This is a genomic window from Paraburkholderia sp. J67, from assembly GCF_905220265.1.
Taxonomy (GTDB): Bacteria; Pseudomonadota; Gammaproteobacteria; order Burkholderiales; family Burkholderiaceae; genus Paraburkholderia.
Genome location: NZ_CAJMZK010000001.1, coordinates 438,343 through 453,529, shown reverse-complemented (window position 1 = coordinate 453,529; position 15,187 = coordinate 438,343). Strand labels below are relative to the sequence as shown.

General features: G+C 64.1%; 11 protein-coding genes. 4 read left to right on the top strand and 7 right to left on the bottom strand.

Features of this window, described 5'->3' with window-relative positions; translation table 11 throughout:
• Positions 1 to 76: 76 nt before the first annotated feature.
• Positions 77 to 1,528, bottom strand: coding sequence for an MFS transporter (locus U5782_RS01935; protein WP_322042178.1), 1,452 nt, complete (start codon positions 1,526 to 1,528; stop codon positions 77 to 79).
• 215 nt (positions 1,529 to 1,743) lie between these two features.
• Entirely contained in the window at positions 1,744 to 2,445 is a 702-nt protein-coding gene (locus U5782_RS01930) for a nitroreductase (RefSeq protein ID WP_322042177.1), read from the bottom strand.
• A gap of 387 nt (positions 2,446 to 2,832) precedes the next feature.
• Between U5782_RS01930 and U5782_RS01925 the strand changes: the two genes are divergently transcribed.
• Genes U5782_RS01925 through U5782_RS01915 form a run of 3 tightly spaced genes read left to right on the top strand, consistent with a single transcriptional unit; the run spans position 2,833 to position 7,591 of the window.
• Positions 2,833 to 5,676, top strand: a complete 2,844-nt coding sequence (locus U5782_RS01925) for a xanthine dehydrogenase family protein molybdopterin-binding subunit (protein ID WP_322042176.1) — start codon at positions 2,833 to 2,835, stop codon at positions 5,674 to 5,676.
• Entirely contained in the window at positions 5,673 to 6,350 is a 678-nt protein-coding gene (locus U5782_RS01920; protein WP_322042175.1) for a (2Fe-2S)-binding protein, read from the top strand. The genes U5782_RS01925 and U5782_RS01920 overlap by 4 nt, the downstream gene beginning before the upstream one ends.
• Entirely contained in the window at positions 6,347 to 7,591 is a 1,245-nt protein-coding gene (locus tag U5782_RS01915) for a cytochrome c (protein WP_322042174.1), read from the top strand. Before U5782_RS01920 ends, U5782_RS01915 begins: the two co-directional genes overlap by 4 nt.
• 118 nt (positions 7,592 to 7,709) lie before the next feature.
• On the opposite strand, the gene U5782_RS01910 is transcribed toward U5782_RS01915, so the two are convergent.
• The 5 genes from U5782_RS01910 to U5782_RS01890 all read right to left on the bottom strand — a co-directional run bounded on the left by U5782_RS01910 (position 7,710) and on the right by U5782_RS01890 (position 13,529).
• A complete protein-coding gene (locus U5782_RS01910) occupies positions 7,710 to 9,869 on the bottom strand; it encodes a S53 family peptidase (RefSeq protein WP_322042173.1) in 2,160 nt (719 codons plus the stop codon).
• 784 nt (positions 9,870 to 10,653) lie between these two features.
• A complete protein-coding gene (locus U5782_RS01905) occupies positions 10,654 to 11,961 on the bottom strand; it encodes a chloride channel protein (protein ID WP_322042172.1) in 1,308 nt (435 codons plus the stop codon).
• A gap of 89 nt (positions 11,962 to 12,050) precedes the next feature.
• A complete protein-coding gene (locus U5782_RS01900; protein ID WP_322042171.1) occupies positions 12,051 to 12,470 on the bottom strand; it encodes a MarR family winged helix-turn-helix transcriptional regulator in 420 nt (139 codons plus the stop codon).
• An 82-nt stretch (positions 12,471 to 12,552) separates the two neighbouring features.
• A complete protein-coding gene (locus U5782_RS01895; protein ID WP_322042170.1) occupies positions 12,553 to 12,936 on the bottom strand; it encodes a cupin domain-containing protein in 384 nt (127 codons plus the stop codon).
• Between the two features lie 2 nt (positions 12,937 to 12,938).
• Positions 12,939 to 13,529 carry a LysE family translocator gene (locus U5782_RS01890; protein ID WP_322042520.1) on the bottom strand — a complete coding sequence of 197 codons (591 nt, stop codon included), beginning with the start codon at positions 13,527 to 13,529 and terminating at the stop codon, positions 12,939 to 12,941.
• Between the two features lie 101 nt (positions 13,530 to 13,630).
• Between U5782_RS01890 and U5782_RS01885 the strand changes: the two genes are divergently transcribed.
• On the top strand, positions 13,631 to 14,479 hold the full coding sequence (locus U5782_RS01885; RefSeq protein WP_322042169.1) for a LysR substrate-binding domain-containing protein: 849 nt from the start codon (positions 13,631 to 13,633) through the stop codon (positions 14,477 to 14,479).
• The last annotated feature ends 708 nt before the right edge of the window (positions 14,480 to 15,187 follow it).

The window sequence follows — 15,187 nt, the reverse complement described above, 5'->3', positions numbered from 1 at the left end:
CCGGGCGACGCGCACTACGCGTCGCCCGGCCTTTTGCCATGCGTGTGCGGCACCTGGCAAGCGTGCCGCGAACGCTTCAAACCGGATTGATTTCGTCCTGACTGCGGCGCGTGGTGAGCGGGCCGAGTGCACGCAATGTGATCGCGACGATGGCAAGCGCCGCCGATATCACGCCGAACATCGCCAGCGGTCCGTGCTGCATGAGCACGGGCAGCAGGATGAAGGGCAGGGCGCTGCTGACGATGCGCGAGAGCGAATAGGTACTGCCGATCGCGGTCGAACGTACGCTAGCGGGAAAGATCTCGGCCTGATAGACGTGATAGGCGTTGCTGAACACGTTCGATGCGCACGTCGTCAGGATGCCGAAGCAAATGATCAGAGTCACGTTGTTCGAGTAAGCAAAGCCCAGACCGAAAAGCGCGATCGTGATGAGCGAGGCGATGACCAGCGTGCGGCGCTCGATCCAGCCGAGCAAGGGCACGGACAGCAGCGAGCCGATCGGATAGCCAAGAAACGAGAGCGCCACGAACAGCGTGCTGCCCGTCACATCGAAACCACGACTCTTTACGACAACGCCCGCGAGCGTGCCGAAGCCGTAATAGCCGAAGCCCTGGAACAGGTGAAAGATCACCAGCATCAGATAGCGCTTGTCGTAAGGCGCCTTGCCCAGCAGCGCGATACGTTCGCGCAGGCGCAGTGGATGCTTGCGTTCGCCGGTGGCCTCGAAGCGGGCGGGCATCGCTACGCCCGCACTGTCCGCGAAACGTCGCAGCGTGGCGTAAGCGTCCTGCTCGCGGCCTTGTGCGAGCAGCCAGCGCGGGCTTTCGGGCAGGCGATGCTTCACGGCGAGCACGAAAACAGCGCCCAGGCTGCCGATCGCGAGGATCACGCGCCAGCCCGCAATCCCGTCGTAGTGCAGCGGATTGAGCCACACCGCCAGAAAGCCCACGAGCGGCACCGCGATATACGAGGTCGTGTAAGCCCATGCGGCGAGACGGCCGCGCCGGTCTTTGGGCAGAATTTCCGAGAGGTAGCTGTCCGCCACGGGGTAGATCGCGCCCACGCCCACGCCGGTGAGAAAGCGACAGATCACCAGCATGCCCGCGTTGACCGAGAACGCGCCGAGCAGCGAGAACGCGCTGTACCAGACCAGCGTGAGCAGGAAGGCGCGACGGCGCCCGATGCGATCCGCGAGACTGCCCAGACAGAGCGAGCCGAAGAACATGCCGATGAAGGCCGAGGCCAGTAGCAGCTTGAAATCGGTGCTATGACCATCGAGACCGTATTCGTTCTGCAACGCCGAACCGATCGAACTGACGAGGAAAATCTCGTACATGTCGAAGAACAGCCCGATGCCGATCACCCACACCACGAAGCGGTGCAGTGCGCCCACCGGCATCTCGTCCATGAAGGCGCCGAGCGTCGTGGCCTGCGGGGCGCGATCTGGCGTTGTGGCCATTGCGCCCGTTGGGCCGGACGCATCGCCGTGGGCAGCGTGGCCGCCCAGATCCAGAGGTTGGCTGTTCATCATGTCTCCTGGTATAGGTATGCCGCGGCTTGCCAGGGCCGACGGGTCGGGCGCATGCGTCGTCGCAACGGTCCGGCGTCGGACCGTGTGACTTCGGGCGCCTGATAGCCAGTGTCGGCGATTTTCTCCAGCGCGAAAATTGCGCATGAATCAAGCCTTCTTTCCCGCGGAGAAAGGCTGCCTGCGCCACGCGGGAAACCGCGATTCCCGCTCGCCTAGACGATCTGCATGATCTGCTCGACCGGCGCGCGGCTCGTCTTGAAGTTGTTGACCGGGTGCCCGGCCTGCGCGTAGCCGAACGAGATGCCGCACACCATGTACCGCTCGTCGCCGATGCCGAAATGACGGCGCACGAATTTCGCGTGCTGCGCGAGCGCGGCTTGCGGCGACGTGGCGATGCCGTGCGCGTGCGCGGCAAGCAGGAAGGCGCCGATGAACGCCCCGCAATCGACGGCCGCATAGGGGCCGAGTTCGGCCGGAATCGTCACGATCGCCACATGCGGGGCGCCGAACAGGCGGAAATTCTCGAAGCTCTGCGCGTTGCGCCGCTCCTTGTCGCTGCGCTCGATACCGAGCGCTTCGTAGAGCCGATAACCCGCGTCGCGCCGACGCTCGGCAAAGTGGCCCCGATATTCCTCCGGAAACGGCAGATCCGAATCGACTCCAGTGGCATGCGCCGCGTGTTCCATCAACGCGTCGCGAAAGCGCTCCGTGGATTGCGCCGACGCCACCAGCAGGTGCCAGGGCTGCGTGTTGCACCACGAGGCGGTCTTGCCTGCGATCTCGACGATGCGCTCGATCACGTCGTTGGGCACGGGCGTGGGTTCGTAGGCCCGGCACGTGTACCGGCTCGAGGTCAGGCGGCGAAGGACTTCCAGATCGGCTTCTGAAGCGGGGTTGGCGGACTGGGCATGCACGGGTCAACTCTCCTGGCAACGATGGCAATGATGGAAACAGGGCGGCGACGCAAGACTGTCACGCGGCGAACCGGACGAAACGTCTACTGAATATAGCGGGTGTTGGATCGGTAGTCGCTCGGCACCGAACTTCCGCGGGAATGCGCCAGGTATGCGCCAAACCAGAATCGGCGCAATGTATTGATGCAGGCCAATGTTTTGTAGGGTCATGCGCAGGCGCCCGCGCCCTGCGAGCCCCGCCAGGCGGGCTTATAACGGCCCCAATAAGTTGTCTATGCGAGGATCGCTATGGGAACGCATGATCCTCGATGCCAGAATGCGGGCCGCTCCGCAAGCCGCGACACTCGGTCGCCTTCGTGAGTCGCGCACGCACCTGGAGGTCCCCTCATGAAAAACCACGGCCTGTCACGGCGGGGTTTTCTCAAAGCCAGCATGCTGGCGGGCGTGGCGGTATATGTGGCGCCGTTCGGTAGCCGCGCATTCGCTGCCCTGTTCGAAGAAAAACTCCTCACACCGGTCAAATGGGATGCCGCCACGGGCGCACCCAAATTCCGTATCGACGGTATCGCCAAAGTCACGGGCTCGAAAGTCTTCGCGCGTGACATCCGCGCGGCCGACATGCCGCATTGGCCGCAGCAGCAGGCTCATGCGCTCATTCTGCGCACGACCCAGGCCGATCGCCTCTACACAGGCTTCGATCTGAGCCTGCTCGGCGACGATCTCAAGCCCGATCGCATCGTCACCGCCGACGATCTCGCGCGCGACGGCCTCGCGTTTCCCGCCTTCTATGGCGACGACATGCTGTTGCCCGTGGGCAAGACGCCCGCGTATCTGGGCCACGCGGTTGCGATCCTGATCTATCACGATTTCGCGCGTTTTCGCTTCGCGAAAGATACGCTCAAGTTCCGCGACGACGTGATCCATTATGGCGCGCAGACGGGCCCGCTCGAACGCGATCCGTGGGGTACGTTCCGCTTCGTGCGCGTGGGCGGCAAGACGCCCTATGACGACGATGTCTATTCGAGCCTCAAGGACGCGCCCATTTTCCCGAGCATGATGCGCAAGCACGCGCCGGTCTGGCCGGACGGCAACGAGCACGGCAAGCTCGACGAGCAGGGCATGTTCCACGCCGGGCGCATCGCCGACGAACTCGATCATCCGTCGGCGGACTGGCTCGTGTTCGAACGCGAGTACAACACGCAGTCGATCGACACGGCGGCGCTCGAACCCGACAACGCGAACGGCTGGTACGACGCCGCCACGCAGTCGCTGCACATGGTGGTGCCGACGCAATCGCCGCTCGAAGTGGCGGATGCCGCCGCCGGCATGGTCGCCAAGTGCCGCTTCCCGGTGAAGCAACTGTTCCTGCATCCGTGCTACACCGTGGGCTACGGTTCGAAGGACCACTACAACGTGCCGTTCTACGGGCTCGTGGCCGCGCTCTATGGCGACGGACGCCCGGTGCGCTTCGCCAACGATCGTTACGAGCAGTTCCAGACCTCGATCAAGCGCCACGCGTTCAAGATGCAATACCGCATCGCCGTCGATCGCAAGACGGGCCTGCTGCAATCGTTCAAGGGCGATTTCGAGGCCAATGGCGGTGGCCGCTGCAACTTCTCGCCGTCGGTGGCGATGGTCGGCGCAACGGCGGCGCAATCGATCTATTACTTCCCGAAGAACGACTTCGCGGCCGTGGCCATTGCGTCGCGCGCCATCGACGCGGGTTCGGCGCGCGGCTACGGCACGTTGCAAAGCATGGCGGCCACAGAGATGGCCGTCGACGAAATCGCCGCGCAACTGGGCGTCGATCCCATCGATTTCCGCATCAAGAACGCGCTGCGCTCGGGCATGAAGAACACCCAGGGCGCGATTCCTGGCGGCGCGATTCGCGTGGACGATGTGCTCGAACGCGCGAAGGTTCATCCGCTGTGGGCGCAGCGCGCGAAGCGCAAGGCCGAGTACGAAGCGGCGAATCCGGGCAAGCGTTACGGCGTGGGTTTCGCCTGCGTGCAGAAAGACTTTGGTACGGGGTCCGAAGCATCGCTGGCCAGAGTCGAGTTCGACGAGAACGGCAACATCGCGCTCTATCACACGGGCGCGGAAATTGGCACGGGCATGTCGACCTCGCAGGCCGTGGCGGTGGCGAAGTGGCTGGGCAAGCCAGCCGCCGAGATCCGCGTGGCCGTGACCGACTGGCCCGATCTGCCGGTCGTGACGAGCGGCGATCCCTACATGATGAGCCAGGCCGATCAGGACCGCGCGAGCGTGAACCCGCGCTGGACGCCCAATATCGCCTCGCCGTCGAGCGCCACGAATTCGGCGTTCTACTTCACGCATAGCACGCGCGAAGCTGCGCGCGTGCTGTTCCGCTTCGGCCTCTGGCCGGCGGCGATGTCGATCTGGGGGCAGGGCATCGGCGGTGGCCAGGCCGCGCCGCTGGTGGTGCGTATCGAGGACGCGCGCTGGGTCGACGGCAAGCTGACCGCCGCCGGACTCGAACCGCTGCCGCTCGAACAGCTTGCGAAACAGGCGCATGCGATGGGCCTGCCGACAGGCGCGGCCGTGCACGTGTTCAACCGCTGGCAGTGGGCCGAAGCCGAGTTCGAGATGGGTGGGGCGATCGAACGCATGCCGATCGACGCGCTTTCGCTGCGCTATGGCAAGGGCGATGCGAACGCCAACAACAACGCTGCGCCCACGACGCTGCCGCTCACCGCGAACGGTTATCGCGTGCTGGACCGCAAGCGCGTGTTCATCCCGCCGATGAGCCGCAACAACGCGGCCGTGACTTACTACAGCGCGGTCGGCACGCTCGTCGAACTCGCTGTGCACGAAGCGACCGGCAAGGTCGAACTGCTCACGCATCACTCGATCATGGAATGCGGCAACCAGATTTCGCCGCAGCTCGTTTCGGGCCAGTTGCAGGGCGGTCTCGCGATGGGCATCGGCCATGCGTTGCACGAATACCTGCCGCTCTACGAAGACGGCCCCGGCAACGGTACCTGGAACTTCAACCGTTACCAGCTTCCGCGCGCGTCGGATGTCGCCGTCTGGACGCAGTCCGGCGAGGTGCTGGCGCCGCTGTCCGAGACCGATCCGCCCAAGGGCATCGCCGAAGTGGTGATGATTCCCGTGGTGGGCGCGGTCGTGAACGGTATCGCGCACGCCATCGGCCACCGTTTCACCGATCTGCCGGTGACCCCGCAAAAAATCCAGGAGGTGCTCGCATGACGCAGGCCCAATCCGCTGCTTCCGCGGTGAGCGCCGGCGCCGCCGCGGCTTCCGCCAACGTTGCGTCCGCAACGTCCACGCCAACGACGCCACAGACAGCCGCGCCCGTTGAACGCCCGCTCGTGCAGTACAAGCCGAAGGCGCTCTCGCTCTCGATCAACGGCAAGACCGTCGGCCCGATGCAGGTGCCCGAAGGCCTCATGATGATCGAGTTCCTGCACGAGTACGCGGGCCTCACGGGCTCGCGTCTGGGCTGCGGGCAGGGCGTGTGCCACGCCTGCGTGGTGATCCTCGACAAGCCGGACGGCACGAGCGAGGAGATGCGCACCTGCATCACCGGTGCGCACTTCTTCAACGGCCGCACGATCCGCACGGTCGAAGGCCACGCTAAGCGCAACGACGCAGGCGAAGTCGTCGAACTCTCGCCGATCCAGCAGAAGTTTCTCGAACACTTCAGCTTCCAGTGCGGCTACTGCACGCCGGGATTTGTCAACGCGGCGACCGTGCTGATCGAGCGTCTGAAGCGCGAGCCGGTTGCGAAGGCCGATGTCGAAAGCACGATCCTGAGCGCGCTCGATGGCCACATCTGCCGCTGCACGGGCTACGTGCGCTACTACGAAGCGGTAAAGGACGTGGTGATGACGACGCCCGGACTCGTGAAGGACGCGTCATGAAGCGCGCCCTCATCAACCGCCTCGCGCTCGGCGGGCTGCTCGCCGCGTGCGCGCTCACGCTCGCGGCCTGTGGACAGGACGAATCGTCCACGTCGGGCGCGGCCTTCACGCCCACGCCCGAACAGGTCGCGCACGGCCGCTATCTGGTCAAGGCTGCCGACTGCGCGGCCTGCCACACGTCGCAGGACGGCGCGCCCTTCGCGGGCGGTGTGAAGATCGCCTCGCCCTACGGCGCGTTCTACGGCTCGAACATCACGCCCGACAAGGAGCACGGCATCGGCAACTGGAGCGCCAGCGACTTCTACGCCGCGCTTCACGACGGCAACGCGCGCGGCAAGCATCTGTATCCGTCGATGCCTTATACGTCCTACCGGCAGCTCACGCGGGCCGATTCGGACGCGATCTACGCGTATCTGATGACGGTGAAGCCGGTCGCGGTGGCGAGCCATCCGCACGACCTCAAGTTCCCGTACAACCTGCGCTTCGGCATGGCGTTCTGGGACATGGTGTTTCTGAAGGACGCGTTGCCGGATGCCTCGGCTGGGCAATCGGCGGACTGGCAGCGTGGCCGCTATCTCGCGAATGCGCTCGGCCATTGCGCCGAGTGCCACACGCCGCGTAATTTTGCCGGTCAGCTCGTCGATGCGAAGCCACTCGCGGGCGCTGCGCTCGGGCGCGTCGTCGCCCCGGACATCACGCCGGCGGGACTGGCCGGGCGCGGCTGGACGGCCGCCGATCTGCAGACCTTCTTTAGCGTCGGCATCGCGCCGCAGGGCTCGGCCTTCGGCGAGATGTATCCGGTCGTGCATCTGAGCACGCAATACCTCACGAAGGATGACGTGCGCGCACTGAGCGTCTATCTGCTCGGCGATACGCCGCCCGCCCCGCAGCCGGTGCAGGCCGTCTCCGCCGATGGCGCCGCGCTCGCGGCCGGGCGTTCGGTGTATCTGGCCGTGTGCGCGGGTTGCCACGGACTGGCGGGTGAAGGCAAGCCGCACGTCGCGGTGCCGATGAACGGCAACTCGACGCTGCGTCAGGCCGATCCGCACAATCTGCTGGTGGCGATGCTCGATGGCATCGACACGCAGAAGTTCGCGGGTGTCGAGAACCTTCAGGCGATGCCGGCGTTTTCGTTTACGCTGAGCGACGAGGAACTCGCGCAACTGGCGAATTATCTGCGCGCCACCTGGGGCGGTCAGGCAGCCCATGTCAATGCGGCCGATGTGAAGGCGCTGCGCTGAGGCGCAATGCAATGCAACGCGGCGCGGATGACGTAATCACGTCCCGCGCCGCAAATCGGTATCTGGTGTGGTGGGCAACGCCGATTCCCGGCGCTGCCCGTTCAGCCTGAACAGAAACTCAGTTAGCCTTGATCGTGACGGGTATCTGGACCTGGCTGCTCAGTCCCGAACTGTTGTTCGCGGTGACCGTCAGCGTATAGCTTCCCGCAACCGGCCTGGCCCACGCCACGACGAAGGTACCCGGGCCGCCGACGCCCAACGTCATCCCGGCCGGCGCGCCAGTGATATACAGCGTGATCGGCCCTCCCGCAGCGTTCGAGACGCGAACGTTGGCCGTAAGGGGCGAGCCCGCCACACCGTTGATCGGCGACGCCGTGATGACCGGAGCCAGCGGGTCGACCGAAATCTGCGCGCGTGCCTGCGTCGTCGAGGTTTTGCCGGACTTCGTATCGGTGACCGAAACGGCGAAGCTATAGGTGCCCGCGAGCGGCCACGGCCACGTAATCAAGCCCGTGGCGCTGATCGACACGCCCGCTGGTGCACCGCTGATGGCGAACTTCAGCGGATTCGCCGATTGCGCGATCACCTGATAGCTGAGCGGCTTGCCGGTCGTGCCAACGATCGTTCCGATACTCACGACCGGTATCGACGACGCTATCACAGTGACGGTCGAGACCGTGCTGCCAGACAGCGCGGTGATCGTGTCGGTCGCCTTGACCGTCACGCTATACGATCCAGCGACCGGTTTCGGCCACGAGAGTTGCCCCGCGGCGTCGATCGTCATGCCTTGCGGCGCGCCCGACAGCGACCATGTGACGGGGTCCTGCGCACTCACCGCGACCGAGAAGGCCAGCGCCACACCTTCGGTGGCCTGTATGCTCGCGGGCGTCACGACCGGCGCCTGTTTCGTGCTCAGATTCAGAATCGACGTCAGCAGGCTGGTGGCATTGGGCGTACCGAGCCCGGTGGGCTGGTCGTATCCCACATGCGCGTAGCAGGTCGTACAGGTGCCGTTGCTGCCGGTCGTGATATCGGAAAACGCCGACTTGTACAGACTCGCATTCGTCGAGATTTTCCCGTAGAGAAGCGGCTGCACGAGTCCTACGAAGCCAAAGCCGTTTTGCGCGCGAATCGCATTGGCGATCGCGACGATGCCGGCCCATTGCGGCGTCGAAAGACTCGTTCCGCCGACGCCGTACCAGGCGGGCGTGGACGTGCCGGGCGCGAGGGTGGCGACGTACTGGCCGGTATAGGGGTTCGCGTTGAAGGACACGTCCGAGACGGAGCGCGCCGTCAACGTGCCCATGCCGGGAACGGCCGACGTTTGATAGCCCGGCACCGGCGTGTACCGGCTGATGCCGCCGCCCGTGCCGGACCACGCAGCTTCGGTGCGGGCCGCGCCGTTATAGGTGAGGGATGTTCCGCCCACGGCGAGCACGTTCGGCGAAACCGCAGGCCATTCGACACTCGCGCCATCGTCGCCCGCGGCGGCCACGTAGGTCATGCCGGTACCGGCAAAGGCCGAATTGGTTTGTGCGGTCCATGAACCCTCGGCGCCGCCAAAGCTCATCGAGACTACGCCTGGCCCCATCGCGTTCGCGAGGCTGACGCCAGCCAGCAGCGCGTCGCTCATATTGCCCGGCGCCTGGATGAGGACGATGCGGGCGAGCGGCGCAGTCGCATGAGCCCACTGGACGTCCAGAGCGATCTCGGTTGCCCATGCCGAGTCATAGGCGGGGGCCGTGGCCGTCATGCCTCCAGCCAGCGTCGAATTGACGACGGAGAACTGACAACTGGCGCTGGGCGCCTTCGGCAAGGGGAGCGTGGCCGATGGCGAGATCGCTGTCGTCGCGCACGCGGGCAAGCCGAACTTCTGATTGAACGCCGCCAGCTCCGCGGCGATGTTCGGATCGCTCATCGCATCGACGATATAGAGCGTCTGGCCGGCGCCCATCTGGGCGAGTTGGGTCGCGCTCAATCCTGTCCACGAGGTGGGGAGCGGCGGGAGGCCATAGGCTGCCCGAATCTGGGCCGGCGTGTAGGTCGTGACGGCCGTCGCCGTGGCTGCCGGTGCGACCGCGCCACTTGCATCCGGGCCAGGTCGCGCCGCGCGCACTACGGCCTTCGTCAAACGCAATTCCTGAACGGCCGGCGTCAACTGCGATGACGCGGCGGGCGAACTACTGTCGATATCCGCGGGTGCCGGCAATTCGTTGGGCACCAGCTCGAAAGAAGGCACGACCTGGGCGCTGGCTTCGGTGCTCGACAGCGACGACAACGAAAGGACGTGAACCGCAGAGCTGCTGACTGCACTGGCCGAAGTACCTGCGTCAGAAGACGACGGGTCACCCCCGCCGCAGGCAACGAGGCACGCCGACGCCAGCGCAGTCAGAAGGTAATTACTTCGTATGGCTAAATATTTAGTAGGCGAAAAAAGGTTCATGGTTATTTTTCTTGTGAGGGTGGTTCGACCGGGATAATCAGCAAGGGCGGCGACACTGCCGAGGCGGCCGACTCAGGCACGCGGTGTTCCCAGCCTCCCGGGCACTGCCGGACGCTGGGGTAATAGCCCTCGGGCTTCGCGCACCAGAGCCTGAATTGCTCGGGGACGTGCGCGACGGGCGCTTCCTCCCGGGCTTGCGAACTGCATCCGGGTAACAGGCAGAGCATGCTGATCGCGCAAATGGCCAGTGCCGGTTTCCTGAAGATTGCCGGTTGATGCGTGCTCCTGCGGCGTGCGTCGTCGTCCATCATTTTCCGTTTCGGCGATGTTACGTAGTATTACGGCGCGTATATTGCCTTGCCATAGGGCACCGCGTTGGAAAATTTTGTCAAATCCGCATTTGACGGCTCGAGTGGGGGCAGGCGAGGCGAGGGCATTAGCGGGGCGATGGCCTGCGCGGTGCCGCGAAATCTGAAAATAAGGGACTATCCAATCAGTTTATTCTGATTGGACATTAAAGAATTCGGGAGTAAGTCTGATGTTTTTTTACTTTTGCCCGAGGGATTTGCGCGCGATCAAGGGCGATGCATGATCGCGCGAATCGGATCTGATCAGCGCCTCACCGGCGCAGATAGCGCTGCGCCAGCGCCTCATAGAGCGGCGGGGCGAACAGCTTCGAGACCTGGCTGGCGATCAGCGCGGTCGCCATCAACGAGAGCACCAGCGCGTGGCCGTTGATCATCTCGATGACGATGACAAAAGCCGTGATCGGGCTTTGCGTCACGGCGGCGAGATAACCCACCATGCCCAGCGCAATCAGCATCGGCAACTGCATCTGTCCGAACACCATGTGCAGGGCATTGCCGATCCCCGCGCCAATTGCGAGCGAGGGGGCAAAGAGGCCGCCCGGCGTGCCCGGCAGATACGAACCCACCATCGACGCCATCTTGAAGAGCGGATAGCCCACGCCCAGGTGCGAGTGTCCTTCGAGCATGTTGCGCGCTTCCGCATAGCCGCTGCCGAACAGATGTCCGCCGCTGGCCACGCCAATGATGGCGATAAAGAGGCCGCATGCCGCGCCGAACGCGACCGGGCGGTCCGTGCGCAAGGCGAGCAGTCGCGCGGGCATCCAGCGCCCGGTATTGAGCAGCAGCCAGCAGAACAGGCCGCCCGCGATACCCGTGAGCACGCCAACGAGCAGGACCGCCGCCACGAGCAGATTCGGGAAATGCCCGTCGATGGCGATGGTGCCGAAATAGACGTAATTGCCTTGCAGCGCGAGCGATACGACCCCCGCGAAGATGATCGCGGTGATCAGCACGCCGCTCGTGCGCTGCTCGAAACTGCGTGTCAGTTCCTCGATGGCGAAGACGACGCCCGCAAGCGGCGCGTTGAACGCGGCGGAAAGACCGGCGGCTGCGCCCGCGAGCGCGAGCTTGTGTTCGAGCCCCGCACCGTAGATGCTGCGAAGCCGCGCGGGATAGAAGCGGCGCAGGCTGAACATGAGCGCGGCGCCCACATGGATCGTCGGCCCCTCGCGGCCGATGGTGAAGCCACCGAGGATCGTCAGAAACGATACGAGAATCTTGCCGACCAGAATGCGCAGCGTAAGCAAACGTGGGCCGAGCGTGCGCACGTCGTGCAGCGTCGCGATGACCTGCGGGATGCCGCTGCCTTCGGACCCCGGAAACCAGCGCCGTGTGATCCAGACGCCGAGCGCGGCCACCGCCGGCGTGACGATGAGCGGCAGCCATGCGCTATGCGCGGTCATGCGCAGGAACAGGTCGTAGCCGAAGTCGATGAGCCGCGCGTACAGCACGGCCACGAGCCCCGTCGCGACCGCGCCAAGCCAGAACAGGCCGAAATACAGCCAGCGCCGCTGGCTGCGCAGGATGGCGCGACGATCGACAAGGTTCAGGATTCGCATGGGTTAGCCGGGAAAATGCGGTTTATGGCATATTGTGACATAAATTGCATGACTGCCCGGCGCGCACGGGCAAGGCGGGGTGCGCGACGCTAGTTGCCCGCTTCGTCGAAAACCCAACGGAATGCGCCGTAGAGCGCCTTATGCTGGGCCGCGAGTTCGAGCAGAAAGGATTCCCCTTTGGTGGTGAGATGGACCTGCACCTGACGGCGATCGGCGGGATCGGACCTGCGCGTCACGAGTCCCGCCGATTCGCAGCGCGACACCAGCGCCGCCGTGCCGTTGGGCGCCGCCTGCAAGCGTTCGGCGAGCTCGCCCACGGTCGCCCATTTGCGGTCGGGAAAGCCGCATACGTGCAGCAGCAGTTGATACTGGAGCGTCGTGATGCCGGCGGCGTTGGCGATCTCTTCCGAGGCGCGCAGGAATTTGCGCAGGTCGTAGCGGAAGGCCGACATGGCTTCGAGATTGTGCTTGTCGGGCAGCGTGGGGCGAGGGGGCTTGCCTGGGTTCATATGCGCTCCTTGTTGCATGGCCGGTCGGTATTGCCAGGACCGGCTGCCCGGAGGTTACCACGCAGCGATTTTCACGTCGGGGTCAGCGTAATTGCGCCTCGATCGTCCTCGTGAGCGGCGACGCCACATCGCCCGTGTGCTTTGTCTGCACGGGTTCGACCAGCATGAGCCAGCACTCCTCGTCGGCGATCGGGTTGTGCAACGTGCCGCGCGGCACCACATGCATCGACCCCGCAGGCAGATCGACCATACGGTCGCCTTCGTATTCGATCTTCAGATGGCCGCGCACCACGAAGAACAGTTCGTCCTCGTGCGCGTGGTCGTGCCAGACGAGTTGACCGCGCACCTTTGCAATCTTCACGTATTGATCGTTGACCTGCGCGACGACTTTGGGCGACCAGTATTCCGTTATATCGTCGAAGGCGGTTTCGAGATTGAACGATTCGGCAAATGGGTGTAGCGGCATGGCTATCTCCAGGTTGGAATGATGGATGCGGCGAGCAATATGCCCAGTACGAGATTGAGGATGCGCCATTGATCGGGAGTACGGAGCAAGCGTGCGAGCAACGTGCCGAGCGTGCACCACAGCACGAGCGACACGCACGCCGCGATGCCGAACGCCGCGCCGAACAGCACGGCGAGTTGGCGGGGACTGGGCGCGAGCAGCGCGAAGGAGGCGGCCGCGCCCGCCGTCATCGCCCAGCTTTTGGGGTTGAGCCAGAGCAGCAGCACACCGTTGAGTAGCGTGACCGGCTGCGCGGGTCCGTTGCCTGCGCCAGGCGGCCCGCTGTGCGTGATGCGCCACGCGAGCCACAGCAAATACGCGGAGCCGACAACCTTGACGGCCATCTGCAAGGCGGGCATCTCCAGCATCAGACTGCCGAGGCCGAGCGCAGCGACGGCGGCGAGTGTGGCTAGCCCGATCGCGATGCCCGACATCAGCGGAACCGAGCGCGTAAAGCCGAAGCGTACGCCCGACGCGGTGGCGAGTGTGGTCGCGCCGCCGGGCGTCACGGTGGCGATGGCGGCGAACCCGAGAAGCGGCAGGATCGAGTGCATCAGGCGAGAGGTGTGCAAGAGGGACTTGCACTGTACGGACGGTCGACACATCAGGAAAGGCAATAATATTGATGTGATTCATTAGGCGACATAATGCGTTCATGAACCGAAATCTCGACCTCGATCTGATTCGCACCTTCGTGACCGTTGCGGATAACGGCAGCATGACGGTCGCCGCCAATCTGCTGCACATGACGCAAGGCGCCGTGAGCCAGCAGGTGAAACGCCTCGAAGAGCTGCTCGACACGCTGCTCTTCGTGCGCAAGACGCGCAAGCTGGAACTGTCGCGCCAGGGCGAGCAGTTCCTCGTCAAGGCGCGCCAGCTGCTGCGCCTGAACGACGAAATCTGGGCCGATATGAGCGCCCAGTCGCTGCGCGGCACCTTGCGCGTCGGCGTGCCGTTCGATCTCGTGACGCCGCTTGCGCCCGCCATGAAAGCGTTTGCGCAAACCCATCCGCAAGTGGAGATTTCACTGGTCTGCGCAGCGTCGCCCGAATTGCGCGAAGCGGTGGACAGTGGGCGCCTCGACGTGTCGCTGGTCGAATATGTGGCGAGCGAAGCGCAAGGCGAGGTCGTGCGCATCGAACCGCTCGTGTGGGTGAAGGGCCGGGGCAGCGATGCGTGGCAGAAGCGGCCCTTGCCGCTGTCGATGGTGGACGAACGCTGCGCGTTCCGACCGGTGGTGCTTGGCGCGCTTGCCGACGTGGATATTCCGTGGCGCACGGTGTTCGAGAGCGGCAACATCGAGGCGACGGCTGCAACGGTGCGCGCGGGATTGGCGGTAACGACCTGGCTTGTGTCGACGGTGCCGGCCGATCTGGAGGTACTGTCATCCCAGGCGGCCGGCTTGCCGGCGCTACCACCCTTTGCGATCTGCCTGCGCGTGCCGCCCACCGTGCAGCCAGCGGCACGGGAGTTCGCACGCTACGTGCGGGAAACGATGGCGTAAGCGATGGCGTAAGCGCGGGCTGAATGCGTCGCAAACGGTTGCGCTGGGCGTTTGCGCGAACCGGTCATTTTTTCAGGTGTGAGCGCAAGGACGAGTGTTGCATGCGGGAAGATCCGCATGCCGGAGCCGCATGAGCCACAGCGGGGCGAAGCCGTTGCTGGCGCATGGATCTGGCTGGTGCAGCAGTGTGTCCATTCACGCAATTGAAATGGAAAAAAGGTAGCGACTTTATTTTAATCAGGCTCAGGAATTGTGCGTGAATTGCCCCAGAGAGAGGCATGAAACCTACCGGTAAGATTGGCCTGGTCTCCTTCCGCCAACAATACATATTTTTCCGACAATACTCACGCGGGATCCGCTATTTTTCACTATGCTGCGGCGCAGCAGTGCATAAAATAGTGTTTGTGTTTTGCGCGTGTGATGACGTTTATTGGTGCACCCCGCGGCGTCTGCCAACCCTGGTAAGGCGTTCGCGGACGCGGCGAATCTGGCGCATTACATCGCCTTACCGCTGCGCTTTACATTCTCATGACCCTGCATGTTGCATATGCATATCGAATAAAAAAATATCCGTCAATGCAGTCGACGACGTTAATAAACAGAAACATTCGTACAGCTTAACAATATCACAATCATCATACAAAAACAGACTGATCATAAAGATAGCTTGCGCCTAAGGGAGGCGGGGGAATTCGGAAACGGCTTTTT

Bases quoted from the DNA above. Each gene is read 5' to 3' on its own strand.
- U5782_RS01895 (WP_322042170.1), bottom strand. From the start codon at position 12,936: ATGCCGCTACACCCATTTGCCGAATCGTTCAATCTCGAAACCGCCTTC.
- U5782_RS01900 (WP_322042171.1), bottom strand. From the start codon at position 12,470: ATGAACCCAGGCAAGCCCCCTCGCCCCACGCTGCCCGACAAGCACAAT.
- U5782_RS01915 (WP_322042174.1), top strand. From the start codon at position 6,347: ATGAAGCGCGCCCTCATCAACCGCCTCGCGCTCGGCGGGCTGCTCGCC.
- U5782_RS01905 (WP_322042172.1), bottom strand. From the start codon at position 11,961: ATGCGAATCCTGAACCTTGTCGATCGTCGCGCCATCCTGCGCAGCCAG.
- U5782_RS01885 (WP_322042169.1), top strand. From the start codon at position 13,631: ATGAACCGAAATCTCGACCTCGATCTGATTCGCACCTTCGTGACCGTT.
- U5782_RS01890 (WP_322042520.1), bottom strand. From the start codon at position 13,529: ATGCACTCGATCCTGCCGCTTCTCGGGTTCGCCGCCATCGCCACCGTG.
- U5782_RS01925 (WP_322042176.1), top strand. From the start codon at position 2,833: ATGAAAAACCACGGCCTGTCACGGCGGGGTTTTCTCAAAGCCAGCATG.
- U5782_RS01920 (WP_322042175.1), top strand. From the start codon at position 5,673: ATGACGCAGGCCCAATCCGCTGCTTCCGCGGTGAGCGCCGGCGCCGCC.
- U5782_RS01935 (WP_322042178.1), bottom strand. From the start codon at position 1,528: ATGAACAGCCAACCTCTGGATCTGGGCGGCCACGCTGCCCACGGCGAT.